This window comes from Saccharothrix sp. 6-C (assembly GCF_016695385.1).
Classification (GTDB): domain Bacteria; phylum Actinomycetota; class Actinomycetes; order Mycobacteriales; family Pseudonocardiaceae; genus Actinosynnema; species Actinosynnema texasense.
The window spans coordinates 3,137,597-3,164,332 of record NZ_CP064192.1 but is presented as its reverse complement, the minus strand read 5'-3'; the positions used below and the strand labels follow the sequence as shown (position 1 = coordinate 3,164,332).

At 73.5% G+C, this 26,736-nt stretch carries 13 protein-coding genes (1 of these 13 running past the window's edge); 5 read left to right on the top strand and 8 right to left on the bottom strand.

Features of this window, described 5'->3' with window-relative positions; all coding sequences use genetic code 11:
* The first annotated feature begins 449 nt into the window (after positions 1-449).
* The 5 genes from IOD16_RS13760 to IOD16_RS13740 all read left to right on the top strand — a co-directional run bounded on the left by IOD16_RS13760 (position 450) and on the right by IOD16_RS13740 (position 9,752).
* Entirely contained in the window at positions 450-3,920 is a 3,471-nt protein-coding gene (locus tag IOD16_RS13760) for a glycosyl hydrolase 115 family protein (RefSeq protein WP_201440361.1), read from the top strand.
* A 70-nt stretch (positions 3,921-3,990) separates the two neighbouring features.
* On the top strand, positions 3,991-5,268 hold the full coding sequence (locus tag IOD16_RS13755) for an SGNH/GDSL hydrolase family protein (protein ID WP_201440360.1): 1,278 nt from the start codon (positions 3,991-3,993) through the stop codon (positions 5,266-5,268).
* 452 nt (positions 5,269-5,720) lie between these two features.
* On the top strand, positions 5,721-7,031 hold the full coding sequence (locus IOD16_RS13750) for an RICIN domain-containing protein (RefSeq protein ID WP_201440359.1): 1,311 nt from the start codon (positions 5,721-5,723) through the stop codon (positions 7,029-7,031).
* 56 nt (positions 7,032-7,087) lie between these two features.
* On the top strand, positions 7,088-8,152 hold the full coding sequence (locus IOD16_RS13745; protein WP_201440358.1) for a glycoside hydrolase family 43 protein: 1,065 nt from the start codon (positions 7,088-7,090) through the stop codon (positions 8,150-8,152).
* A 91-nt stretch (positions 8,153-8,243) separates the two neighbouring features.
* A complete protein-coding gene (locus IOD16_RS13740) occupies positions 8,244-9,752 on the top strand; it encodes an RICIN domain-containing protein (RefSeq protein WP_236594960.1) in 1,509 nt (502 codons plus the stop codon).
* A gap of 64 nt (positions 9,753-9,816) precedes the next feature.
* Here the strand turns inward: IOD16_RS13740 and IOD16_RS13735 are convergent, their stop codons facing one another.
* The 8 genes from IOD16_RS13735 to IOD16_RS13680 form a co-directional block, all read right to left on the bottom strand.
* On the bottom strand, positions 9,817-10,656 hold the full coding sequence (locus IOD16_RS13735; RefSeq protein ID WP_123741891.1) for a TauD/TfdA dioxygenase family protein: 840 nt from the start codon (positions 10,654-10,656) through the stop codon (positions 9,817-9,819).
* Positions 10,657-10,672: 16 nt separating this feature from the next.
* Entirely contained in the window at positions 10,673-11,440 is a 768-nt protein-coding gene (locus tag IOD16_RS13730; protein WP_201440357.1) for an ABC transporter ATP-binding protein, read from the bottom strand.
* On the bottom strand, positions 11,433-12,449 hold the full coding sequence (locus IOD16_RS13725; protein ID WP_201440356.1) for a taurine ABC transporter substrate-binding protein: 1,017 nt from the start codon (positions 12,447-12,449) through the stop codon (positions 11,433-11,435). Before IOD16_RS13725 ends, IOD16_RS13730 begins: the two co-directional genes overlap by 8 nt.
* A 23-nt stretch (positions 12,450-12,472) precedes the next feature.
* Positions 12,473-13,288 (bottom strand): ABC transporter permease, encoded by an 816-nt coding sequence (locus IOD16_RS13720; RefSeq protein ID WP_201440355.1) that lies wholly within the window; start codon positions 13,286-13,288, stop codon positions 12,473-12,475.
* A 277-nt stretch (positions 13,289-13,565) separates the two neighbouring features.
* The gene (locus tag IOD16_RS13715; RefSeq protein ID WP_201440354.1) at positions 13,566-14,639 is read right to left on the bottom strand and encodes a cellulose binding domain-containing protein; all 1,074 of its coding nucleotides are present in this window, start codon (positions 14,637-14,639) and stop codon (positions 13,566-13,568) included.
* A gap of 260 nt (positions 14,640-14,899) precedes the next feature.
* A complete protein-coding gene (locus IOD16_RS13710) occupies positions 14,900-15,355 on the bottom strand; it encodes a nuclear transport factor 2 family protein (RefSeq protein ID WP_201440353.1) in 456 nt (151 codons plus the stop codon).
* Entirely contained in the window at positions 15,352-25,005 is a 9,654-nt protein-coding gene (locus tag IOD16_RS40200) for a type I polyketide synthase (RefSeq protein ID WP_236594959.1), read from the bottom strand. Before IOD16_RS40200 ends, IOD16_RS13710 begins: the two co-directional genes overlap by 4 nt.
* Positions 25,005-26,736: the 3' portion of a type I polyketide synthase gene (locus IOD16_RS13680; RefSeq protein ID WP_201440352.1), read on the bottom strand. The gene runs 8,735 nt beyond the window's last position; only the last 1,732 of its 10,467 coding nucleotides appear in the window; its start codon lies off the right edge, out of view; the stop codon is at positions 25,005-25,007. Before IOD16_RS13680 ends, IOD16_RS40200 begins: the two co-directional genes overlap by 1 nt.

Sequence of the window (26,736 nt, the reverse complement as noted above, 5' to 3'; positions counted from 1 at the left end):
CTGTCCGTGGAGCTAAAAGTGGAGCTAAATTAAATTTTTGGTGGAGCCGAATCCAGCACGCTTCCGCTCCACGGAAAGCACCGGTCGGCGCTCCGGACACGCCTGAATAGGCAATGACCGGCATCGTGCTGCCGCGCGTAGTGAGACGGCAGGCCGGAACCGGTTAGACCGAGCGAGTGATTCAGTGAAGCGTTTCTTGGCTGCCTCGAAAGCTTTCTACCTGCGTAGTCCCGCTTCGCGCCGGCCCTTCGCGAGCCACGCCGAACCTTGCCCGAGCCGGCTTCCGGCTTCTAACTTCCGCAACGGGACACGGGGTGCACGGCACCGCACCCGCGTTCGCCACCACCGCCACGAACGACCGCGGGCAGCGATCGCCGCCGCCTGCGGCAGTCGCCACGCCCGTTCGCCACCACACGGCCGGCCGCAGCCGTACCGCTCCGGAGGTCCCAGTGACAACGACATCGAGGCCGGGCGTCGACGCGCCGCGCCGGCGAAGGCGGTTCCCCGCGTCGCGGCGGGGCCTGCCCGCGATCCTCGCCCTGCTCGTCCTGGCGGCGTTGCTGCCCGCGCTCGTGCTGGCCGCCCGCGCGCCCGACGCAGCCGCCGCCGAGGGCGACTACCTCTCGTTCAGCCCGGTCGACGGCGGGTTCACGCTGGCCGCGAGCGGCCGGGCGGCCCCGCTGTTCGTCAGCGGCGGCGACTTCCCGGGCGTGGTGCGGGTGGTGGGCGACCTGCGTGACGACGTGGAGCGCGTCACCGGCGCACGGCCGACCGTCTCCACGGGCACGCCGACGTCCGGCGAGGTGGTGCTGGTCGGCACCCTCGGGCGGAGTCCGCTGATCGACGGCCTGGTCTCCGCCGGGAAGCTGGACGTCAGCCTCATCCGCGGCAAGTGGGAGACCTCGCTCCAGCAGGTGGTCGAGAACCCGGTGGCGGGGGTCAGCCGGGCGTTGGTGATCGCGGGCAGCGACCAGCGCGGCACGATCTTCGGCGCCTACGACGTCTCCCGGCGGATCGGGGTGTCGCCGTGGCACTACTTCGACGACGTGCCCGCCCGCAAGCACAGCGCGCTCTACGTGCGTCCGGGCAGCCACACGCAGGGCACCCCGGCGGTGAAGTACCGGGGCGTGTTCATCAACGACGAGAACCCGTCGACCGGTCGGTGGGCGCGGGCGACGTTCGGACCGGGCCTGGCGCCCGGCTACGGCTCCGGGTTGAACCGCCTGTACTACGAGAAGGTCTTCGAGGCCATGCTCCGGTTGAAGGCCAACTACCTGTGGCCGGCGGTGTGGGGGCGGGCGTTCGCCGAGGACGACCCGCAGAACCACGCCACCGCCACCCGCTACGGCGTGGTGATGGGCTCCTCCCACGAGGCGCCCATGATGCGCGGCATCGAGGAGTGGAAGCGCAACCCCACCCGTTACGGCGGCAACGGCGAGTGGAGCTTCGTGCGCAACCGCACCGCCGTGCAGGACTACTGGGCCGACGGCGTCAAGCGCATGGAGCGGGAGAAGTTCGAGGGCGTCGTGACCCTGGGGATGCGGGGTGACGGTGACACCAGCCTGCCCGACGGCGACGGCATCGACCTGATGCGGGACATCATCGCCAGTCAACGCCAGATCCTCGACCGGGAGAGCACCGCGCCGCTCGACCGGATCCCGCAGGTCTTCACGCTCTACAAGGAGGTCCAGCGCTACTGGGACCGCGGCCTGCGCCCGCCGGACGACGTCACGGTCGTCTTCGCCGACGACAACTGGGGCAACCTGCGCAAGGTCCCCGACCCGGCGTCGGCGCCCCGCTCGGGCGGTTACGGCCTGTACTACCACTTCGACTACGTGGGCGGCGGCCGGAACTACAAGTGGGTCGACACCATCAACCTGGCCAACACCCGCGAACAGCTCAACCTGTCCTACCGCAGCGGCATCGACCGGCTCTGGGTGGTCAACGTCGGCGACCTGAAGAACGAGGAGGCGCCCACCCAGTTCTTCCTCGACTACGCCTGGAACCCCGACGCCATCCCCGCCGACGGCGTCGAGGAGTGGACCCGGGGGTACGCCGCCCAGAACTTCGGCGACCAGGCCGCGCCCGCGATCGCCGAGGTGCTGCACACCTACGGGCAGCTCCAGGCGCGCCGCAAGCCCGAGGCGACCAACCGGCGCTACACCCGCGGCGCCTCCGGTGCGATCACCACCGACGACGCGATGACCCCGTACAGCATCGAGAACTACGGCGAGCTGGACCGGGTGACCGCCGAGTGGCAGGAGCTCGCCGCGAAGGCCGACGCGGTCGGACGAGGTCTGCCGGCGGCCGACCGGGACGCCTACCACCAGCTCGTGCTCTACCCGGCGAAGGCGACCGCCAACCTGTACGCGCTGCGCAAGGCGCAGTTCCTCAACCGCTGGTACGCGTCACAGGGGCGGGCGGCGACCAACGACCTCGCCGCGACCGCCGAGGCCCGGCTCGCCGACGACGTGGCGATGTCCAACCACTACAACAACACCCTCGCCGGCGGCAAGTGGACCGGTTGGCAGACCCAGACCAAGATCGGCTACGGCGACAAGGCCCGCTACGGGAACAACGCCAGTTGGCAGGAGCCACCGGACCCGGACCAGATCTACCCGGCGCTGCAACGCATCACCGTGCCGTCGGCGGCGTCGATGGGCGTGGCGATCGACGGTTCGCTGAACTGGTGGCCCGACGCCACCAGCCAACCCGTCCTGCCGGTGTTCAGCCCGTACCAGGCGCAACCCGCCCAGCACATCGAGGTGTTCAACCGGGGCAGCAGCTCGTTCGACTACCGGATCACGCCGTCGGCGCCGTGGCTGACCGCCACTCCCGCGAGCGGCACCGTGACCAAGCAGACCCGCGCCACCCTGCGGGTCGACTGGGCCAAGGCGCCGACCGGGAGGACCGCGGTGCCGATCACCGTCACCGGCGCGGGCCGCACCGTGACCGTGCAAGCGGTGGTGGACAACCCGGCCACCGCCCCGGTGGACGGGTTCGTGGAGGCGAACGGCTACGTCTCCGTCGACGCCGACCACTACGCCGAGGCCGTCGACGGCAACGGCGTCACGTGGGAGCGGCTCCCCGGCATCGGCCTCACCGGAGCCGGCGTGCAGCCCTCCCCGGTGACCGCCGCCGACCAGGCGCCGGGCGGCTCCGGCGCGCACCTGGAGTACCGGGTGAACCTCACCACGACCGGCCCGGTCACCGTCTGGGCACACCTGTCGCCGCGCAACAACGTGCGACCGGGCAGCGGGGTCGAGTACGCCGTCTCGCTCGACGACCAGGCGCCCAAGACGGTCGACATCACGGCCGCGACCGGCTCCGACGACACCGCCATGAACAAGGGCTGGGAGATGAACACCCTCGACGCGGTGAACCGCACCTCCACCACGTTCACCGTCTCCTCCCCCGGTGTGCACACGGTGAAGTTCTGGGTCGTCGACCCCACCGTCGTGCTGCAGAAGCTCCTGATCGACACCGGTGGCCTCAAACCCAGCCACCTCGGCCCGCCGGAGAGCCGCCGGGCTTCCCCCGACGACCCGACGACGACCACCACCAGCACCACCACCGGCAGCACCACGACAACGACCACCACGACTACTACCACCACGACACCCGGTCCGGCCGGGTGCACCGCCTCGGTGTCGGTCAACCAGTGGACGGGTGGTTTCACCGCCACCGTGAAGGTCACCGCCGGGTCGTCGGCCATCGACGGCTGGACCGTGGCGCTCACGCTGCCGGCCGGCGCGACCGTCACCAACGCCTGGAACGCCCGGCGCAGCGGTGACACCGGCGCCATCCGGTGGACCAACGAGACCTACAACGGCCGCGTCACCGCGGGCCAGTCCACCGAGTTCGGCTTCCAGGGCACCGGGGTCGGCACCGGCCTCACGCCGACCTGCGCCACCGGCTGATCATCCCCCCACCCGATCGGCGGGAACCCCCACCCGGGTTCCCGCCGATCGGGCTGTGCGAAGGAGAACCATGAGCAAGGCGTCATCGTTCGTCCGCCTGGCCGCCGCGGCGGCCCTCGTCCTCGCGTCGCAGGCGATCGGCGCGACCCCGTCCTCCACCGCCGAGGAGCACTGGGTGCACAGCTGGGCCTCGATGCCCCAGCTGACCGAGTCGTCCAACATGCCGCCCGCGCCGTTCACCCAGAACGGCGTGGTCCTGGCCAACGCGACCCTGCGCCAGACCGTCCACGTCTCCGTGGGCGGCGACCAGCTGAGGTTGCGGTTCTCCAACGCCTTCGGCGGCGCGCCGCTGCCCATCACCGCCGTGACGATCGCCCGACCGCGGGGCGGGGCGGCCGGCGTCAACGCGATCGAGCCCGGCACCTCCCGGCCGGTCACCTTCCGCGGTCGCGGCTCCACCACCGTGCAGCGGGGCGCGGAGGTCGTGTCCGACCCGATCACGTTCCCCGTCCAGGCGCAGGCCAACCTGACCGTCACCACGTACCTGGCCCAGGGCCAGGCATCCACCAGCATCACCTCCCACCCCGGCTCGCGCACCACGTCGCACCTGCTGGCCGGCAACCACGTGAACACCGAGACCATGAACGGCTCCACGCCCACCGACCACTGGTACTTCCTGCACGGCCTCGAAGTGCTGTCCGAACCGGACACGGCCGCCGTCGTGGTGCTCGGCGACTCCCTGACCGACGGCCGCGGCTCCACCACCAACGCCAACAACCGGTGGCCCGACCTGCTCCTGGCCCGGCTCCAGACCCGACCGGACACCGCCGGCACCGCCGTGGTCAACCAAGCCGCCGGCGGCAACCGCGTGCTGCGCGACGGCCTCGGCCCCAACGCCCTGTCCCGCCTGGACCGCGACGTGCTCGCGCAGAGCGGGGTCGAGTGGCTCGTGGTGTTCGAGGGCGTCAACGACATCGGCGGCGCACCGGCCACCCAGGCCGACCAACAGCTGATCGGCACGGAGCTGATCGACGCCTACGACCAGATCATCACCCGCGCCCACGCCCAGGGCATCCGGGTCCACGGCGCCACGATCACCCCGTTCGGCGGCAACGGCTACGACGACGCCACCGGTCACCGGGAGCGGACCCGTCAGGCGGTCAACACGTGGATCCGCACCAGCGGGCGCTTCGACGCCGTCATCGACTTCGACCAGACCGTGCGCGACCCCGCCCAACCGCGCCGCCTCAACGCTGCCTACGACACGGGCGACCACCTCCACCTCAACCCCGCCGGCTACCGCGCCTTGGCGGACGCCGTGCCGGCGGACCTGTTCACCACCGGCTGATCCGCTTGGACGGGTCGGGCGTCCGCTCCGCGCTGTTAGCGATAACAGAGATCACGAAGCGCTTCGAACACCACATTCGCGTGTTGATTCCTGCAACCCCCAGTTCACTCTTGAGTGACTGGGCAGGCTGCTGTTAGCGTTCACACAGAACGGTGGCGCCCGTCACACCCACCCACCAGTGCCCTCGCGACAGGTCACTGCCCCTGCCTGCCGGGCGGGCCGCCGCCTGCGCCGACAGCGTCGGCGGACACCCGAGTGGAGACGCCGATGTCGACCGCCCAGTGCCGCGCCCGCGGCGAGCCTCGTGCCCCCGAGCTCGCCCGGCCGCTCCGCAGCAGTGCGACTCCCGACGCCGGCGGCTCCGCGCCACCGCGCCACACCGCGCCCTGCCCGGAGGTCGGCCCTTCCCGGGTCGACCTCCGCCGGCAGCCCACCTCGCGAGGAGACCACCCGTGAACAGACCGCCGAAGGCCCGGCGCCTGCCGGCCCGACTCAGCCTCGTGGCGCTCACCGTCGCCGCGACCGCGGTGGCCGTCGCGTCACCCGCGCAGGCCGCACCCGGCTACGTCTACACCACGTTCAAGGGTGACGCGGCCGCCGACCAGGAGCTCTGGGTCTACTCCTCGTCCAACGGCACGAACTTCTCCGTGCTGGCCGACACCGGCTACCGCGGCTCGTCCGGGGTGCTGCGCGACCCCAGCGTCATCCAGCACAACGGGCTCTACTACGTCGCCCACACCGTCCAGTCGTGGACGACGAACTCAACACACTTCAACATCGCCTCCAGCCCCGACCTGGTCAACTGGACGCACGTGACCAGCGTCGACTCCGGCGTCGCCGACACGCGGTTCACGTGGGCGCCCGAGTTCTACGTCGAGAACGGCACCGTCCGGGTCATCGTGAGCATCGCCCAGACGACGTGCTCCGACTGCTTCCGCCCCTACGTCTTCACCGCCCAGAACAGCGCGCTGACCTCGTGGAGCGGGCCGGCGCAGATGGGCGGCCTCGGCTACAACCACATCGACACCTACGTGGTGAAGTCGGACAGCACCTACCACGCCTTCACCAAGGACGAGACCTCCAAGTACATCGAGCACTGGACCAGCACCAGCCTCACCGGCGGGTGGAGCAACCAGGGCCGGCTGTGGAGCTCGGGCTACGAGGGACCGGCCGTGCTGCGGATGGCCGACGGCTCCTGGCGCATCTGGGTCGACAAGTACACCAACGGCGGCATCTGGACGGCCACCAGCTCGAACCTGGGCTCCTGGTCGGGCCTGAGCCAGATCACCTGCCCGGGCTGCCGGCACGGCACGATCCTGCCGGTCTCCGACGTGCCCGGCGCGGCGCCCGCCTACCGCGTGACCAACCGCAACGGCGGCAAGGTGATGGACGTCGTGTCCGCCTCGACCGCGGACAGCGCCGAGGTCAAGCAGTGGACCTGGAACGGCGGCGGCAACCAGAAGTGGCAGTTCCAGGACGCGGGCAGCGGCTACTTCCGCATCGTCAACCAGAACAGCGGCAAGTGCCTGGACGTGGCGAACGCCTCCACCGCCGACGGGGCCAACGTCATCCAGTACACCTGCGGCGGCGGCGCCAACCAGCAGTGGCAGTGGCAGGCCACCGGCAGCTACCACCGGATCGTCGCGCGGCACAGCGGCAAGTGCCTGGACGTCGTCGCCTCCGGCACCGGTGACGGCGCCGACGTCCAGCAGTACGCCTGCGGCAGCGGCGCCAACCAGCAGTGGAGCCGCACCCAGTCCTGAGCGCCGCACGCACCAGACCTCCGCCGCCACCCGCAGACCCTCAGAGAGGAACGCCGATGTCAGTGCGAAGAGGTCTGAGAACGGCACGACGGGCGCTCACCCTCGCCGCCGCGGCCGTGCTCGCGTCCGCCCTGGCCGCGGCCGTGCCCGCCGCACCGGCGGTCGCGGCGCCCGGCCCGTCGTTCACCAACCCCCTCGTCGGCGCGCCGAACAGCGCGGACCCGTCGATCGTGTACAGCGGCGGCAACTGGTACTACGTGGCCACGACGTGGTCGTCGAAGATCGTCATGCGCCGGTCGTCCACCATGGCCGGGCTGAAGACCGCGGCCGAGCAGACGGTGTTCACCCTGACCGCCGGGCCCGGCTGCTGCACGATGTGGGCGCCGGACCTGCAGTGGATCGGCAACCGGTGGTACCTGTACTTCTCGGCGGAGCCGTCGCCGGGCCAGGGCCAGCGCCGGACCGGCGTGCTGGAGAGCAACGGCACGGACCCGCTGGGCCCCTACACCTACCGCGGCATCCTGAACCTGGAGCCCAACGGCGGGTGGGCGATCGACGGCAGCGTGGTCCGGTTCAACGGCTACCCCGACCACTTCGTCTACTCCGCGTTCCGAGGTGGTGAACAAGGGCTGTTCATCGCCCCGATGTCGTCGCCGACCCAGGTCTCGCGCAATGGCGCCCGGATCTCGTCGCCGGGGCTGTCGTGGGAGCGGCAGGGCGGCGCGGTCAACGAGGGCCCTTACGCCGTGTACAACGCCGGGAAGACCTTCCTGACCTACTCGGCCAGCTCCTGCCAGACGCCCGACTACAAGCTCGGCGTGCTGACCTGGACCGGCGGCGACCCGATGTCGGCGAGCTCGTGGACGAAGAAGTCCACGCCGATCTTCCAGCGCAGTGACGCCAACGGCGTCTACGGCCCGGGGCACGCGTCCTTCGTCAGGTCTCCCGACAACGCCGAGACCTGGGTCGTCTACCACGCGAACTCCTCCACCAGCCAAGGCTGCGGCACCACCCGCACCACGCGGGCGCAGAAGATCGCCTGGAACCCGGACGGCTCGCCCGACCTCGGCGTCCCCGTCCGGACCGGCACGTCGATCGCGGGTCCCTCCGGCGACTCGTGACACCTCCCGTGGCACGGGCGGGACGTCCCGGAGCAGGGGCGTCCCGCCCGCCGAACCGCTGTGCGCAGAAGATCTAGCGATTGGACATCCGATGACATCGATCATGGCGTCCGGTGCTCGCCCACCAGGACCGTCCCGGAGCAGCGGGTCGTGGCGCCGGCTGCTGATCGCCCTCGCGGTGACCGCGGTGACCGCGGCGGTCGGGCTGGTGGTCACCGCGCCGTCGGCCGGTGCGGCCACCAGCCAGTTCCGCGGCGTGAACTGGGCGGTGCTGGGTGACAACTTCAGCACCGGCACGCTCGTGGTGCAGGGCCTGAGCCAGTCCGACAGCAACGCGACGGTGCGGGCGAAGGCCAACGCGCTCTACGACGACATGGCCGCGACGCTGGGCGTGAACACCGTGCGGTTGCCGATCAACACGCACACGGTGGCCAACACGACGTGGTGGAACGCCTACCGCGGCGCGATCGACGCGGCCACCGAGCGCGGGTTCAAGGTGATCCTGGCCTACTGGGAGGACGGGGCGGCCTCGGGTGGTCGGATCACGAACCTGGCGGCGTGGAACACGATGTGGTCCAGCGTGACCAACACCTACGGGGCCAACGGCAACGTGTACTTCGAGCCGATGAACGAGCCGCACGGCTACTCCTCGGCGGACTGGCGCAACGTCGCCGCGAACTGGCTGAGCTACCACACCTCCGCCGTGCCCGGCCGAGTGCTCATCGGCGGCACCGGCTACAGCCAGGACCTGCGGGACGTGTGCAACGACAGCCGCTTCAACTCGACGTTGCTGTCCTTCCACCACTACGCGTTCTTCTACGGCGCCATGACCTACGACCAGTTCCGCAGCCACATCCAGACCCGGCTGGGCAACTGCGCCTCCCGCGCGGTCGCCACCGAGTTCGGCGCGCCCATGTCCACCGGCCTGAACTACGCCGACGCGAACAGCACCGACAACTTCGTGCGCCACATCCGCGCCATGGCCCAGGTCATGCGGGACAACCGGATGGGCGGCACCTACTGGCCCGCCATCGGCGGCAAGCCCGGTGACATCGGCTACGACTACTACTCGATGTACTCGCTGAGCGGCAGCGGCACCAACCTCCAGCTGACCGTCCGCAACGCCTCCGGGGCCGACCGGCTCCGCTACGCCTGGGGCGACAGCGTCACGACCCCGCCGCCGACGTACTACCGGATCGACGTGCGCCACAGCGGCAAGGCCATGGACGTCCAACAACCGAACACCGACAACGGCGCGCGCGTCGGCCAGTACGCCTACGGCGGGAACGCCTGGCAGCAGTGGCAGTTCCAGGACGCGGGCAGCGGCTACTGGCGCATCGTCAGCCGGCACAGCGGCAAGTGCCTCGACGTGGTCAGCGCGTCCACCGCCGACGGGGCCGAGATCGTCCAGTACACCTGCGGCACCGGCACCAACCAGCAGTTCCAGCTGGTCGCCAACGGCAGCTACTTCCAGCTCAAGGCACGGCACAGCGGCAAGTGCGTCGACGTGCCCGCCGCCTCCACCGCCGACGGCGCGATCCTCAAGCAGTACACCTGCAACACCGGCACCAACCAGCAGTGGTCGCGCACGACCGTCTGACAACCGTCCCGACGCGACTCTCGCGCCTCCCGGTGCCGAGCACCAGCCCGGCACCGGGACCGGGTCAGACCCCGACCGGCACGTCGCCGCGCAGGGTGATCCGGTGCATCACCCGCCGCCGGTCCCCGTAGTCGTCCACCGCGTAGTGCGCCGTGCTCCGGTTGTCCCAGACCACCACGTCCCCCTCGGCCCACCGGTGCCGCACGGTGAACTCGGGTCGGCCCACCGCCGCGAAGAAGACGTCCAGCAGCGCCCTGCTCTCCGCTTCCGTCACGCCGAGCAGCCGCGTGGTGAACCCCGGGTTGACGAACAGGCTGCGCCGTCCCGACTCGGGGTGCGTGCGCACCACGGGGTGCTCCACCGGTTCCAGCGACCGGACGCGCCGACCCTCCCACGTGCCGCCCTCGCCGCCCAGCCGCTCGTGCAGGTACTCCTCGAAGTCCTTGCGACCGTCGTGCAGCGCGGTCAGCTTGTCCGCCAGCGCGCGCACCGGAGCCGACAGGGACGAGTACGCCGCCTCCAGGTCGGTCCAGCAGGTGTCGCCGCCGGTCGGCGGCAGCGTCACCGCCCGCAGCACCGAACCCAGCGGCGGACGGGCCATGAAGGTGACGTCCGTGTGCCACACCGGCGCCTTGCCGCCGTCGCTCGCGTCGAGCACGTAGATCTCGGGGTGGTCGGCGTCCAGACCGGGCACGACGGGGTGCGCCGGCGTCAGCTCCCCCAGCGCGCCGGCGAACGCCCGGTGCGACGTCGGGGTCAGCGACTGGTTCGGGAACACCAGCACCTTGTGCTCCACCAGGGCCGCCCGCAGCGCCGAGGCCGCCTCGGCGGACGTGATGTCGTTGAGGTCGACGCCGGTGACCCGGGCGCCGAGGGTCGGGGTGAGCGGTTCGATGTGCGTCACGATCTCTCCTTCGCGGTCAGACCGCCGAGGCCCGGACGGCGCCCGCCACCTCGCCGCGCAGCGCGGCGAAGTCCGCCGACCCGCGCAGCTCGTCGGCCGACACCCCGGACCGGGGCAGCGGAACGGGCAGGTCCAGCGCCACCCGACCCGGCCGGTCGGACAGCACGACCACGCGGCTGGCCAGGAACACGGCCTCGTCCACGCTGTGCGTCACGAACACCACGCCCCGATCGCCGTCGGTCAGGGAGCGGACGTCCTCCTGGAGCCGCTCGCGGGTCAGCGCGTCCAGCGCGGCGAACGGCTCGTCCATCAGCAGCAGGCGCGGCCGGGCGGCGAGCGCCCGCGCGATCGCCACCCGCTGCTGCTGCCCGCCGGAGATCTCCCACGTGCGGCGCGGTCCCAGCTCGGCCAGGCCGAGCTGGTCGAGCAGCTCCCGGGTCCGCCGCGGGCGGTCGGCGCGCGGCACGCCCGCCCAGCGCAGCGCGGTGGCGACGTTGCGGCCCACCGTCTGCCACGGGAACAACCGGGGCTGCTGGAACACCGTGCCGACGTCCCGGCCCGCCACCGGCGTCCCGCCGAGCACCCGGACCGCGCCCGTCGTGGGCCGCTCGAACCCGCCGGCCAGTCGCAGCAGGGTGCTCTTGCCCGACCCGGACGGGCCCACCACGACCAGGAACTCCCCCGGGTCCACGCACAGGTCCAGCGGCCCGAGCGCCGGGACGTCGGATCCCCCGGCCCGGTACCGGTGCTCGACGTCGACCAGTTCCACCAGCGGCTCACGCACGGGGCGTCCGCAGGGCCGCGCGGAACGCCGCCACGTCGGGCACCGAGTCCACCTTCCGCTGGCCGTGCAGGAACTCGGCGGTGGCCCGCAGCTGCTCGGCGAGCGCGCCCGGCGCGTCGGCGACGCCGAAGTACCCGGGACCGCGTTGTTCGGCGTGGTCGACGTAGATGTTCTGCTTCAGCTGGGACAACGCGTCGTCCACGCTCGCGCCGATCTGCCGCGACACGGCCTCGGCGACCACGCGGGGCTCGTCCTTGATCTTCTTGATGGCGGCGTCGGTGGCGGCCAGCCACTGGTCCAGCACGTCGCCGTCGCGCTCGACGAACTCCGTGCGCGCGACGGTGAACGTCAGCGTCGGCTTGCCGGCGGCGGCCAGCCGGGCGCTGTCGGTGAGGGTCAGGCCGTCCTGCTGGAGCACGCTGAGGACGGGCGTCCACACGTACGCGCCGTCGATGTCACCGCGCTGCCAGGCGGCCTGGACGTTCTGCGGCTCCAGGTCGACCAAGGTCACCGACGCCGGGTCGACGCCGGCCTGCTGGAAGGCGGCCAGGAGGCTGTAGTGCGCGGTGGAGCCGAACGGGGCGGCGACCTTGCGGCCGACCAGGCCCCTGATGTCGGTGATCCCACTGGCCTCGCGCACCACCAGGGCTTCGCTGTCGCCGATCACGTTGAGCAGCTCGACCACCTGGTACGGGATGTTCAGCGGCGGGCACAACCCGGCCGCGGCGGGGCTGCTGCCGATGACCGCGAGGTCGATGGCGCCGCCCAGGAACGCGGTGTTGATGCTCGCGCCGGAGTCGAAGGACGTCCAGGTGATCCGGTGGTCGGGCAGCGCCTTCTCCAGCACGCCCTGGTCCTTCACCAGCAGCGTGCTGTCGGCGAAGTTCTGGTAGGCGATGCGGACCTGCCGCTCACCGGGCTTCGCCGGGGACGAGCCGCCGACCCCGCACGCGGCCAGCACCGGGGCGGCGGCGAGCAGGGACAGGACCGATCTGCGCGTGACGGACATGGTGGTGCTCCCGGTGTCGGCGCTCAGGCCCGTCCGCGCCACGGCGAGACGGCGCGTTGCAGCGCGAGGATGGCGGTGTCGATGAGCAGCCCGGTCACGCCGATGACGACGAGTCCGAGCAGGACGACCGCGGTCTGGTTGTAGCGCTGGGCGTTGAGGACCATGCCCCCGATGCCGTCCGCGCCGTTGACGGTCTCGGCGGCCACGACGGAGCTGTAGGCCACGCCCACGGCCAGCCGGACGCCGGTGAGGATCTCGGGCGCGGACGCGGGCAGCACCACCGTGCCGACCACGCCGAGCCGGCCGGCTCCGAGCGCGTGGGCGGCCTCCACGTACTGCCTGTTCACGCCGGTCACGGCGGCCGCGGTGGCGACCGCGACCGGCGGGAAGGCGGCCACGACGAGCAGGTAGACCTTGGGTTCCTCGTCGATGCCGAACCAGATGACCAGCAGGCTCAGGTAGGCCAGCGGCGGCAGGGCGCGCAGGAACGTCACGAACGGCTCGGCCACCGCGCGGATCAGCGGGACCAGGCCCATCAGCAGGCCGAGCCCCACGCCGACGAGGATGCCGTAGGCGGAGCCGTATCCGACCCGCCGCAGGCTGACGCCGAGCCGTTCGACCACGGTGGAGCCCGCGTACCCGCCCTGGCCGTTGCCGCTGTCCGAGGCGGCGAGCAACTGGTCCCACACCTGGACCGGTCCGGGCAGGACGGCCGGCGGCCAGAACCCCGCCAGGACGAGCGCCTCCCACGTCGCGAGCAGCACGAGCACCGCCGTCACGCGCACCAGGACCGAGTGCGTGGCGGACAACGCGGCGCGCCGCGGTTCTTTCTGCGCCATGGGAGAACTCCGTGCCGAACCGGAAATGGGGAACCGGTGGTGAACTTACAGAAACGCGGTTCCCTCGATCATCCGTCTCGCACCGTGGACGCGGTCACGCGAAATGCTTGCGCGGCACGGAGTTCCATGGCATTTGCGCGCGAATCCTCTATTCCGCTCGCAGCTGATCTGTCGTGCTGCGAACAATTCTGGCTGCGAGTGAATCGAGGTGTTCGCGGACCCCGCCCACTGCGCCGCGCGCGTCGTCCGCGGAAGCGCGGTCGGCTGCCCTCGGTGGTCAGCCCGTCGTGCAACCGACCGTCGCGGCCGTGCCGGTTCCGCTGGCGAGGAAGCCGAAGGTGGCCGACCCGGCCGGCGGCAGGGCGCCGTTCCAGCCCAGGTTCCGCGCGGTCGCCGTCGTCCCGCTCTGCACGACGGTGGCGTTCCACGCCTGGGTGAGCTGCTGGCCGGCGGCGAAGGTGAGCGTGGCCGACCAGCTCGCGGTCGTCGTCGTGGCGTTGTTGCGCACGGTCACCTCGCCCTGGAAACCACCGTTCCACTGGCTGACCACGCGGTAGGTCGCGGCGCAGGCGCCAACGGGCGGGACCGTCGTCGTCGTGGTCGTGGTCGTCGTGGTCGTCGTGGTGGTGGTCGGTGAGGTGCCGCCGAGAGCGGCGGTGAGGGCCGGGTACCAGCGGTCGGCCATCTTGCGGAAGCCCGCGTCGTTCGGGTGCACCCCGTCACCGGTGTCGGTGGTCGTGTCGAAGCCGGTCCACTGGTCGACCACGGTGATCGGCGACCGCGCGGTCGTCTTGGCCGCCGCCCACCCGGGGATGGCGTTGTTCAGGGCGACGACGTGCGTGCACTCGGGGCAGGCCATCGGGATGATCTTCGCGACGAGGATCTTCATGTCCGGGTTGTTCGCCCGCATCTGGTCCACGAGCTTGGAGTACGCGGCGATGACGGACTCGATGGGGCGGAAGTTGCCCCACATGTCGTTGGTGCCCAGGTGCATGAGCACGATGTCGGGACGGGCCGCGGCCAGCCACGGCGGCAGCTGGTCCTGCTCCGCGATGCCGGTGGCCGCGTAGCCGCCGTGGCCCTCGTGGTCGCCGTCGAACGGCACCGGGCACCCGCCGCCCGGCTGGGTGCCGACGAAGTCGATGTCGGTGTGGCCGGTCTTCTGCAGGCGGTCCCACAGGTAGGCTCGCCAGCAGCCGGGACCGGCGGTGATCGAGTCGCCGAGCGGCATGATCCGCACCGGGCTCGCGGCGGCCGGCGCGGCGGAGGAGAATGCGGGCTGGGCCGCGGCGAACGCCAGCGCCGCGACGAGGGCCGCCACGAGGGCGTGCAGGGCAGGTTTGCGGGACATCTCGTTCCCTTCGACTTCCAGCGTTCTGGGAACGCTCCCAGAGGACCCGCTGAACCATCGGCTCGGGACGATTCCCGTGTCAATCCCGCCTGTCCGCAATCGGACAGCGATTCACCCGACCGGAGCCGACGGGCCGTCTCACCAGGCCATTCGTTCGACGCGTTCGACGACGACGTCATCGATCCCTCGACCGGCCCTCGACGCGCCCGCCCCGGGGACGGCGGCCGGTCGCCGTCCCCGGGCGGGCAGGTGCACGCCGGTCAGACGTCGCGGCGTTCGCCGTTCGGGCCGATCGGCGACCACCACTGGTTGGCGTTGGTCGCGCCGTCGCCGAAGTAGCCGGCGGTGCCCTCGACGACCTTCCCGTCCTCCCACCGGCTGATCTGCGCGCCGGTGATCTCCAGGACGTCGAACGGCGACGTGCTGTCCGGCTTCGCGCCGGCGCGCACGGCGTGCACCCGCACCAGCTCCACGGAGTGGTCGCCGCCGATGACCGAGTGCAGGACGTCGGTCTGCCACGTGCCGCCCGACGCCACGTGGACGCCGGCGAGGTAGTCGAGGAAGGAGTCGAGCCCTTCGTGCCACCCGGCGAACCTGTGCTGTCCCGGCGCGTGGAAGCGCAGGTCCTCGGACCAGTACTCGGCGATCTCGGCCCGGTCGCCGGTCAGCAGGGCGGCGTACGCCGCGGCGACGAGTTCGGGCGTCACGGTGGTCATCGTTGCTCCTCGGTGGTGGACAGCCAGTCGTGCACGGTGTCGGCGGTGGAGTCGGCGTGGTCCTGGACGATCGTGAAGTGGTCGCCCGGGACGGTGCGGAACTCGTCCGCGTGCGCCCAGGCGGCGGGCCGGCCGGCCAGCACCCGCTCGGCGCGCAGGAACAGGGTCGGGGTGGCGAGCGCGCGCGGCGCCCAGGTCCGGAACACCTCGAAGTAGCCGCCCATCGCGGTGAGCGAGGTGGCGTCGGCGTCCGTGCGGCGGGCGAACAGGCCCGCCACGAACTCGTCGGTCAGCTCGGGCGTCATCTCCTGCTGCACGTAGGTGTCCAGCAGGACCACGGCCTCGGCCGGCCTGCCCAGCTCCTCCAGGCGACGCGCGACCTCGTGCGCGATCCAGCCGCCGGACGAGTACCCGAGCAGCGCCACCGGACCGTCCGGGACGGACTTGAGGTGCGTCTCGACGACCGCCTCGACGGTGGCGGGCAGGGGTTCCCCGGCGCGGAAACCCGGCTGCGGCAGCACGGTCACGTCCCGCCGGCCGCGCAGGTGCTCGGCGAACCGGGCGTACTGGTGCGCCCCGGACAGCGCCACCACGGCCGGGAAGCACAGCAGGGCGGGCACGCGGGGACCCTGCGCGAGGCGGATCGGCGGCGGCGGCTCGGCGCTGGTGAACGTCGGGCGCAGCCGGGCCGCGACCCGCACCAGCTCCATGCCGACCATGAGCCGGCCCGCCGCCTTCGCCTGGTCGAACAACGCCGCCAGGCCGTCGTCGGCGACGGGCTCCGGGCGCAGGCGCCGGGCGAGGTCGGCGACCGTGGGGTGCTCGAACGCGACGGTCGCGGACAGCTCGACCCCGGTGGCCGCGGTGAGCCGGTTGCGCAGCTCCACCGAGGTGAGGGAGTCGAACCCGAGGTCGGCCAACGACGCGTCGGGCGACACGGGCTCGCGGTGGCCCAGCACCTCGGCCACCACCCGTCGCACGGTGGTCAGCTCGTCCTCGTCCGCCACGGCCTGCTCGACGCGCACCCGGCGCAGCGGCACCAGCACCGGTTCGCCGGCGGTGAGGGCGCGGTCGAACAACGCCAGGCCTTCGCGGGTGGACAGCGGCGCGATGCCGTTGCGGGCCAACCGGTTGCGGTCGGCGGCCATGCCCAGGTCCCACGGCCCCCAGGCCAGCGACACGCCGGGCAGGCCGGCGGCCCGGCGGTGCTCGGCGAGGGCGTCGAGGTAGGCGTTGGCGGCGGCGTAGTTCGCCTGGCCGGGCGCGCCGAGCGTGCCCGCCGCCGAGGAGAACAGGATGAGCGGCACGTCGGTCAGCTCGTGCAGGTGCCGCGCGCCGTCGGCCTTCGGCGCCAGGACGCGGCGGAGTCGTTCGGGGGTCAGGGAGTGCAGGGTGCCGTCGTCCAGGACCCCGGCGCTGTGCACCACCGCGCTCAGGTCCGGCAGGGACGCCAGCAGCTCGGCGACCTGGTCGCGGTCGGAGATGTCGCAGCGGACGCCGACGGCTCCCGGCAACGCGGGCGCGTGGCCGCTGCGGCTGGCCAGCACCACCTCCGTGACGTCGTGGGCGCGCAGCAGGTGCGCGGCGAGCGCGCCCGCGAGCGCACCGGAACCGCCGGTGACCAGGACCGTCCCGGTGAGCCGGCCCGGCGCGGTCGGGGTGGCGGGCACGAGGTGGGGCGTGGACAGCCGACCGGACCGGATGCGGACCTCCCGCTCCCCCAGGCCGGCCGCCTCGTCCGGCGGCGCGCTGCCGTCCGTGTCGACCAGGGTGAACCGGCCGGGGTGTTCGAGGGCGGCCGACCGCACCAGGCCGCGCACGGGGGCGTGCGCGAGCGTCGGCTTGATCACCACCGCGAGCGGTTCCACGGCGGATTGCAGGAGCACCAGCACGTCCTCGACCGTCGTGGTGTCGTCCAGCTCGACGATCGCCGCGCGGCCGACGCCCTTCGGCGCGGCGTCCCGCCACTCGACGCGGTGCAGCGGCAGGTCCACCGGCAGGGGCGCGAAGCCGAGCGACCCGACCGCGGCCACCGGGCGGCCGTGCTCGTCGGCCAGGTCGATGCGCGTCTCCGCGTCGCCGAGCCGGGTGAGGCGGGCGCGGGTGATCCGCGCGTCGCCGTGCCGCCGGACGTCGCGCCAGACGTGCGGCAGCAGCGCCTGGTCGGGCTCGAACAGGAACGCGCCGGCGTGCAGGACGGCGTCGAGCCCGACCGCGAACGAGTCGACCGGCACGTCCACCTCGGCGAACACCTCGCCGTCGCGCCGCCAGACGCGCTTGAGCCCGCGGAACGCCGGGCCGTAGCGCAGCCCCAGTTCGGCCAGCCGGTCGTAGAAGCCGGTCAGGGAGACCTCGTCGGCGTCCGGTGGCCACTCGGTCAGCGGGACGGGTGCCGCGTTCGGCGCGGCCGCCGCGAGGGTGCCGACCGCGTGCGGTCGTCCGCCCGCCACGCACCGGACGGTGTCGCCCTGGACCGCGAGGCGGACCGCGGCGGGCAGGGCGAGCGGACGGGCGATGGTGAGCTCGCCGATCGGGCCGGCCCGCAGCGCGAGGTCGACGAACGCGGCGCCGGGCACGATCGGCGTGCCGTCCACCGCGTGGTCGGCCCACCACGGCTCGTCGAAGGACGCGGTGACCTCGTCGGCGTCCAGCCAGTACCGCTCGTGCCGGAACGGGTAGGTCGGCAGGTCCGCGAGCGGGGTCGGCGGGAAGAACGCCGCCCAGTCCACCTCGACGCCGCGCACGTGCAGCTTCGCCAGCGCCGTGACGACCTTCAGCGGGTCGGTCGGGCCGATGTCCACCAGCCGGGTCGCGCCCTCGCTCTCCAGGTGCGCCAAGGCGTCCGCGAAGCGCACCGGCTCCCGCAGCTGCCGGGTCCAGTACTCGGCCGTGCGCAGCTCGTCGCTCGCGCGCTTGCCGGTGAGGGTGGAGACGAACGGGATCGTGGGCGACCGGAAGTCGACCCCGGCCACGACGTCGCGGAAGGGCGCGAGGACCGGGTCCATGTGCGGTGAGTGGAAGGCGTGGCTGACCTCCAGCCCGGTGGCCTTGCGGCCCAGTGCCGCGATCAGCCGCCGCACCGCGTCGGCGTCACCGGAGACGACCGTCGCCAGCGGACCGTTGACCGCGGCGACGACGACGCCGTCGGCGAGCAGCGGCACGACCTCGTCCTCCGCCGCCGCGAGGACGGCCATCGCCCCGCCGCCGGGCGCGCCCTGCATCAGCCGGCCGCGTGCCGCGACGAGCTTCGCCGCGTCGGGCAGGGTCAGCACCCCGGCGACGTGCGCGGCGGCGAACTCGCCGACGGAGTGGCCCACCAGGAAGTCGGGTCGCACGCCCCACGACTCGTAGAGGCGGAACAACGCCACCTCGACCGCGAACAAGGCGGGCTGGGCGAACTCGGTGCGGTGCACGGCCTCGGTGCCGAGCACGTCGTCCAGCGGACGGGCCAGGTGGCGGTCCAGCTCGGCCCGGACGGCGGCGAAGGCGTCGGCGAACGCCGGGAACGCCGCGCGCAGCTCGCGGGCCATGTCGACGCGCTGGGCGCCCTGCCCGGCGAACAGGAACCCGACCCGGCCGGAGTCGACGCGTTCGGGGCTCACCGCGTCCAGCGACTCGAGCAGCGCCGCCCGGTCACCGACGACGGCCGCCCGGAACGGGAACGCCTGGCGGGCGGTGGCGAGCGTGCGCCCGACGGCCGCGGCCGACAGGTCGGCCGCGTGCTCGCGCACCCGCAGCGCCAGCTCGCGCACCGCCTCCGGCGTCCGACCGGACAACACCCAGGGCACCACCGGCCCGCCACCGACCGGCTCAGGCTGGTCCGGCAGGTCCGGCTGGTCCGACCGGTGCCGCCGGTCCGGTCGCCCCGCCTCGTGGGTCGCCGGCTCCGGTTGGTCCGGGGACTGCTCCAGGATCACGTGGGCGTTCGTGCCGCTGATCCCGAACGACGACACCGCCGCCCGCCGGGCCCGGCCGTGCGCCGGCCAGGGCTTGGCCTCGGTCAGCAGCTGCACCGCGCCCGCCGACCAGTCCACCTCGGCCGAGGGCCGGTCGAGGTGCAGCGTCTTGGGCGCTGTGCCGTGCCGCATCGCCTGCACCACCTTGATCACGCCCGCGACACCCGCCGCCGCCTGGGTGTGGCCGAGGTTCGACTTCACCGAACCCAGCAACAACGGCGTCGAGCGGTCCTGGCCGTAGGTCGCCAGCAACGCCTGCGCCTCGATCGGGTCACCCAACCGGGTGCCCGTGCCGTGCGCCTCCACCACATCCACGTCCGAAGTGGACAGACCGGACGCGGCCAGCGCGGCCCGGATCACCCGCTGCTGCGACGGACCGTTCGGCGCGGTCAACCCGTTCGACGCGCCGTCGGAGTTCACCGCGCTCCCCCGCACCAGCGCCAGCACGCGATGCCCGTTGCGGCGCGCGTCGGACAGCCGCTCCACCAGCAGCAACCCGACGCCCTCCGCCCAGCCGGTGCCGTCGGCGGTGTCGGCGAACGACTTGCACCGCCCGTCCGCCGCCAAACCGCCCTGACGGCGGAACTCGACGAACGTGTCCGGTGTGGACATCACCGTGACGCCGCCCGCGACGGCCAGCGAGCACTCGCCGCCGCGGACCGCCTGCGCCGCCAGGTGCAGGGCCACCAGCGACGACGAGCACGCCGTGTCCACCGTGACGGCCGGGCCCTCCAGCCCGAAGACGTAGGCCACCCGGCCCGACGCGACGCTGCCCGAACTGCCGCTGCCCAGGTACCCGGCGAGGTCGTCGGGCGCGTTGCGCACCCGTGAGCCGTAGTCGTGGTACATCACACCCGCGAACACCCCGGTCCGGCTGCCGCGCAACGACTCCGGCACGATCCCGGCCCGTTCGAACAGCTCCCACGTGGTCTCCAGCAGCAGCCGCTGCTGGGGGTCCATCGCCAGCGCCTCACGGGGCGAGATGCCGAAGAACGCCGGGTCGAACGCCGCCGCGTCGTGCAGGAACCCGCCCTCGCCGGTGAGGTGCCACCCCCGGTCGGTCGGGAACGCGGACACCGCGTCGCCGCCCTCCGCGAGCAGCCGCCACAGGTCCTCCGGCGACCGGACGCCGCCGGGGTAGCGGCAGGCCATGCCGACGATGGCGATCGGGTCGTCGGCCACCCGGGCGACCGGCGCCTCCTCGACGCGTCCGGTCCCGCGCAGGTGCTCGACGAGCGCCGCCGGCGTGGGGTGGTCGAACACCAGGGTCGAGGGCAGGCTGCGACCGGTGGCGGCGGCGAGCCGGTTGCGCAGCTCGACGGCGGTCAGCGAGTCGAAGCCCAGCTCGGCGAACGCCCTGGTGTCCTCCACCTCGTCGTACCCGAGCACGGCCGCGACCTCCGCCCGCACGAGGTCGGCGAGATCCGTGACAGCGCGGGCCGTTCGCGGCGCGGCCGTCGCCGGTGCGGGCCGCCGGTCCATCAGCACGGGGGCGAGCACCGGCGCGTCCGCGGTGAGCGCCGCGTCGAACGAGGCCAGCCCCATCGAGTCGGACAGCGGGCGCAGGCCCGCGGCGGCCATGCGGCGCGACGCGGTCTCGTCGACCTCGCCCGCGAGCCCGCTCCTCCACGGTCCCCAGGCGAGCGAGACGGCCGGCAGCCCCTGCGCGCGGCGGTGCTCGGCCAACGCGTCCAGGTAGGCGTTGGCCGCCGCGTAGTTGCCCTGGCCCGGTCCGCCGAAGACGCCCGCCACCGAGGAGAAGAACACCAGGGGCACGTCGGTCAGCTCGTGCAGGTGCCGGGCGGCGTCCACCTTGGGCCGCAGCACCTCCCGGACCCGGTCGGGCGTGAGGGAGGAGATCACACCGTCGTCCAGGACGGCGGCGCAGTGCACGACCGCGGTCACCGGGTGGGTGTCGAGCAGGCGCGCGAGCTGGTCGCGGTCGGCCACGTCGCAGGCCACCACGGTCACGTCGGCGTCCAGGTCCGGTGTCGGACCGCCACGCCGGCCGGCCAGCACCAGCCTGCGCACCCCGTGCGCGGTGACGAGGTGGCGGGCCACCAGCAGGCCCAACGCGCCCGTGCCTCCCGTGATGAGCACCGTGCTGTCGGGTCCGAACGGCGACACCGCGTCCGCGGCCCGGACCCGGGTCAGCTCGAGGGTGTGCTCGCGGCCGTCGGTGAGCACGACGATCCGGCCCGGGTCCTCCGACTGCGCCGAGCGGAGCAGCCCGCGCGCCGCCGCGCCCGCCAGGTCGTCCCGCGTGTCCACGACCAGGCGGTCACCGGCGGCCTGAGCCAGTGCCAGCGCCCTGAGCACGGCGGCGTCCACGGTGGGCTCGTCGATGGTGGCGTCCGGCTCGACCGCCTGGCCCGCCCGCCAGGTCACCCGGTACAGCGGCGCGGCGGCGTCACGGATCCCGGCCAGCGGCCGGAGCCGCACCTGGTCGACCGTGACCACGGGCGCGCCGGACTCGTCGAACGCGGCCAGCGACAGGGCGTGCCGGCCCACCGGGGTGAGCCGTGCCCGCAGCGTCGTCGCACCGGTCGCGTGCCACCGCACGCCGTGCCACGCGAACGGCACCAACAGCTCGTCGGAGCCGCCCGCCGCGTGCAGCACGGCGTCCAGCAGCGCCGGGTGCACGCCGAACGGCCCGGCCTCGACCGGCAGCCCGACCTCGGCGAACACCTCCTCGCCGACCCGCCAGGCGGCCCGGAGCCCTTGGAACGCCGGGCCGTGGGCGAGCCGCTCGTACACGTCGGCGACGTCGATCGGGTCGCCCTCCGGCGGCCACTCGCCCAGCGGCGCGGGGGCGGCCGGCGTGCCGCCGAACGTCCCGGACGCGTGTCGGGTCCACGGGCCGTCCGCCCTCGCGTGCACGGTGAACCGGCCCTCGGCGCCGACGACCACCTGCACCCGGACCGGCCCGGTGAGCGGGAGCGGCGCCTCCAGCGTCAGCTCCGCCACGTGCCGCCCGGCCCCGACCTGCCGCGCCAGCTCCACGAACGCGGTGCCGGGCAGCAGCACGGCGTCGCCGACGACGTGGTCGGCCAGCCACGGCGCGTCGGCCGTCGAGATCGTGCCGAGGTGCAGCACGTCGTCGGACCCGGCCGACTCGATCCCGTCGTCCAGCCACGGCGTCGGGGGCGCTTCGAGCCAGAACCGCCGCCGCTGGAACGCGTACGTCGGCAGGTCCACGGCCCGCGCGCCGCTGTCGGCGAAGAACGCGTGCCAGTCCGGGCCGACGCCGCGCAGGTGCAGTCGCGCGGCGGCCTGGCCGACGGCCTCCGGTTCGGCGAGCCGACCGCGCAGCAGCGGGATCACGTCATCGGCCAGCGCGGCGAGCGTGCCGTCCGGGCCGAGTTCGAGGAACGTCCGCACGCCTTCGGCGGTCAGGCGGGTCATGGCGTCGTGGAACCGCACGGTTTCGCGGGCGTGCCGCACCCAGTGCTCGGCGGAGAACTCGGCGGTCGCGCCGGTCAGCGTCGACACCACCGGGATGGCGGTCTCGCCGAAGGACAGCCCGTCGGCCACGGCGCGGAACTCGGCCAGCACCGGGTCCATCAGCGGCGAGTGGAACGCGTGGCCGACCCGCAGCCGCCGCCCGGTGAACGCCGCCAACGCCGTCTCGTCGCCGGACACCACCACCGCGCGCGGTCCGTTGACCGCCGCGATGCCCACCCGGTCGGACAGCAGCGGCCGCACCTCGTCCTCCGACAGGGCGACCGCGACCATCCCGCCACCGGGTGGCAGGGCGTGCATCAACCGGCCGCGGGCGCGCACCAGCGTGCACGCGTCGTCCAGCGACAGCGCGCCGGACACGTGGGCGGCGGCGATCTCGCCGACCGAGTGCCCGGCCAGGAAGTCCGGTCGCACGCCCCACGACTCCACCAGCCGGAACAGCGCCACTTCGAGCGCGAACAGCGCGGGCTGCGCGAGGTCGGTGCGGTCGAGGGACTCGCCGGCGAACACCGCGTCGCGCACGCCCAGCCGCGTCAGCACGTCGTCGTAGGCCGCCGCGAACACGGGGAACTCGGCGTGCAGCGCGACGCCCATCCGCGCCCGCTGGCTGCCCTGCCCGGAGAACAGGAACGCCACCTTCCCGCCGACGGGCTCGTCCACGACTCCGGTGAACGCGTCCAGGTCGGTCAACGCGGCCCGGCGCTCCAGCGGCGCGCGGGTGGTGAGCAGCGAGTAGGCGACATCGCTCGGCCGGACCCCGGGATCGGCCGCCAGGTGGGCGGACAGCCGCCGGGCCTGCTCCCGCAGCGCCGGTTCGGTGCGGGCGGTCAGCACCCACGGCACGGACCGCCCGCGCCCGGTCGGCGGGGCGGGCGTCGCGGGCGGCTCCTCCACGATCACGTGCGCGTTGGTGCCGCTGAACCCGAACGACGACACACCGGCCCGACGCGGGCGTTCCCCGGCGGGCCAGGGCTTCTCGGTGGTCAGCAGCTCCACCGCGCCCGCCGACCAGTCGACGTGCGGGCTCGGCCGCTCGGCGTGCAGGGTGCGCGGCAGGAGCCCGTGCCGCAGCGCCAGCACCATCTTGATCACGCCGCCGACGCCCGCCGCGGCCTGGGTGTGGCCGAGGTTGGACTTCAGCGAGCCCAGCGACAGCGGCGTGTCACGGTCCCGGCCGTAGGTCGCCAGCACGGCCTGCGCCTCGATCGGGTCGCCGAGCACCGTGCCGGTGCCGTGCGCCTCGACCGCGTCGACGTCCGAGGCGGACAGCCCGGCGTCGGCGAGCGCCTGCCGGATCACGCGTTGCTGCGACGGGCCGTTGGGCGCGGTCAGGCCGTTCGACGCGCCGTCCTGGTTGACGGCGCTGCCCCGGATCACGGCCAGCACGGGGTGCCCGTTGCGCCGGGCGTCGGAGAGCCGTTCGAGCAGCAGCATCCCGGCGCCCTCGGCCCACCCGGTGCCGTCGGCGTCGGCGGAGAACGACTTGCACCGGCCGTCGCGGGCCAGCCCGTCCTGGCGGCTGAAGTCCAGGAACGGGCCGGGTGAGGCCATCACCGTCGCGCCGCCCGCCAGGGCCAGGGTGCAGTCGCCCCGGCGCAGCGCCTGCGCGGCCAGGTGCACCGAGACCAGCGACGACGAGCACGCGGTGTCGATCGTGACCGCCGGCCCCTCCAGGCCGAAGACGTAGGAGACGCGGCCGGACGCGACGCTGCCCGCCGTGCCGGTGCCGAGGAACGCGTGCGCCTGCTCGGGGATCTCCGGCAGCCGGGACGCGTAGTCGTGGTACATCACGCCGACGAACACGCCGGTCCGGCTGCCGCGCAACGTCGTGTGGTCGATCCGGCCGTGCTCGAACGCCTCCCACGCGGTCTCCAGCAGCAGCCGCTGCTGCGGGTCGACCACCAGCGCCTCACGGGGGCTGATGTCGAACGGGGCCGGGTCGAAGTGGCCCGCGTCGTGCAGGAACCCGCCTTCCCGGGTGTGGCTGGCCGCGACGTCGGCGGCCGACCACCCCCGGTCGACCGGGAACGGCGTCACCGCGTCCCGGCCCTCGGCCACCAGCCGCCACAGGTCCTCCGGCGACCGCACGTCGCCGGGGTAGCGGCAGGCCATGCCCACGACGGCGATCGGCTCGCGCGCCGCCTCCTCGGTGTCCCGGAGGCGTTGCCTGGTCTGCCGCAGGTCGGCCGTCAGCCGCTTGAGGTAGTCCAGCACCTTCTGGTCGTCGGCCATCACGTCGCCCCGAGTTCCTGGTCGATGATGTCGAGCATCTGGTCGAGGTCGGCGGTGTCCAGTTCGAGGTCGTCGGCGGTCTCCGGCGCGTCGGCCGGCTCCTGTGGGAGGCGCACCGCCAGCAGCGCCTCCAACCGCTGCCGCACCCGCGCGCCGTCCTCCTCGCCGAGCGCCGCCAGCGACCGGGCGAGCACGTCCACCTGGGCGAGCGCGGCGGCGGCGTGGTCGGGACGCAGCCGCTCGGCCAGGTGGTCGGCCAGCGCCGTCGGGTTCGGGTGGTCGAACACGACCGTGGCGGGCAGCCGCAGGCCGGTGGCCGCGTCGAGCCGCCGCCGGATCTCCACCGCCGCCAGCGAGTCCAGCCCGAGGTCGGTGAACGGCCGGCCGGGCGGGACGTCCTCCGCCGAGCCGTGGCCGAGCACGGTCGCGACCGTCGACCGCACCAGCGTCAGCGGGTCGACGTCCTTCCAGACCTCCACGGCCTTGGCCGCGCGTGGCCGCAGGGTCGCGGCGGACACCCTGGCCGGCAGCAGCACCGCGTCGTCGAGGCCGAGCGCGGCGTCGAACAGCGCGAGGCCTTCGGCTTCGGTGAGCGGCGCGACCCCGTCCCGGCCCAGCCGCTCGCGGTGCGCGTCGGACAGCGACCCGCCCATGCCCACCTCCCACAGGCCCCAGGCGAGCGAGACCGCGGGCAGACCCCCGGCGCGCCGGTGCTCGGCGAGCCCGTCGAGGAAGGCGTTGGCCGCCGCGTAGTTGCCCTGACCCGCGCCGCCGAGCAGCCCGGCGGCCGAGGAGAACAGGACCAGCGGCACGTCGGTCAGCTCGTGCAGGTGCCACGCGGCGTCCACCTTGGGCCGGAACACCGCGTCGAAGCGGTCCGGCGTCAGCGAGGACAGCACTCCGTCGTCCAGCACGCCCGCCGCGTGCACGACGGCGGCCAGGTCCGGGATCGTGGCCAGCAGCGCGGCCAGCGCGTCCCGGTCCGCCACGTCGCAGGCGACGGTCCGGAACCCGGGCACCGGGGTGCCGCTCCGGCTGACCAGCACCGCCCGGTCGCCGAGGTGGCGGGCGATCAGCCGGCCCAGCGCGCCCGTGCCGCCGGTGACCAGCACCGTGCCGGCGGGCAGCTCGCCGTCCGGGGCCGGTGGCGCCGGCACGAACCGGGGTGTCACCACCTGGTCGCCCCGCACCAGCAGGAACCGGTCCGGGTACTCGGCCTGCGCCGCCCGGACCAGGCCGTGGACCGCGGTGTGCGCGAGGTCGTCCGACACGACGATAGCCAACCGGGAGTCCGCCGACCTCGGGTCGGCCGGCCAGGCGCCCAGCTGCGCCAGCACGTCGGCGGTCGCGGCCCGGGCGGCGGTGGGCGGATCACCCTCGACCGACGGGACCACGTGCCGCACCACCCCTTCGGGCACCGGCTCCCGCGTCCACGTCACGCGGTGCAGCGGTCGGGGCACGGCGGCGGGGCGCAGGGCCAGGCTGCCCACGGTGGCCACCGGCGCGCCGACGTCGTCGGCGAGGACGAGCGAGACGGAGTCGGGGCCGGTCGGGGTGAGGCGCACCCGCAGCGTCGACGCGCCCCGGCTGTGCACCGTCACGTCGGTCCACGCGAACGGCAGGAACGCGTGCCCGGCGCCGACCACCAGGTCGCCTGGCACCACGACGTGCTGCGCCACGTCCCGCAGCGCCGGGTGCAGGCCGTAGCCCCCGCCGTCGGGGACGGACACC

Excerpts from the sequence above, each read along its gene's own strand:
- IOD16_RS13755 (WP_201440360.1), top strand. The coding sequence starts at position 3,991 with ATGAGCAAGGCGTCATCGTTCGTCCGCCTGGCCGCCGCGGCGGCCCTC.
- IOD16_RS13715 (WP_201440354.1), bottom strand. The coding sequence starts at position 14,639 with ATGTCCCGCAAACCTGCCCTGCACGCCCTCGTGGCGGCCCTCGTCGCG.
- IOD16_RS13710 (WP_201440353.1), bottom strand. The coding sequence starts at position 15,355 with ATGACCACCGTGACGCCCGAACTCGTCGCCGCGGCGTACGCCGCCCTG.
- IOD16_RS13725 (WP_201440356.1), bottom strand. The coding sequence starts at position 12,449 with ATGTCCGTCACGCGCAGATCGGTCCTGTCCCTGCTCGCCGCCGCCCCG.
- IOD16_RS13740 (WP_236594960.1), top strand. The coding sequence starts at position 8,244 with ATGACATCGATCATGGCGTCCGGTGCTCGCCCACCAGGACCGTCCCGG.
- IOD16_RS13720 (WP_201440355.1), bottom strand. The coding sequence starts at position 13,288 with ATGGCGCAGAAAGAACCGCGGCGCGCCGCGTTGTCCGCCACGCACTCG.
- IOD16_RS13745 (WP_201440358.1), top strand. The coding sequence starts at position 7,088 with ATGTCAGTGCGAAGAGGTCTGAGAACGGCACGACGGGCGCTCACCCTC.
- IOD16_RS40200 (WP_236594959.1), bottom strand. The coding sequence starts at position 25,005 with ATGGCCGACGACCAGAAGGTGCTGGACTACCTCAAGCGGCTGACGGCC.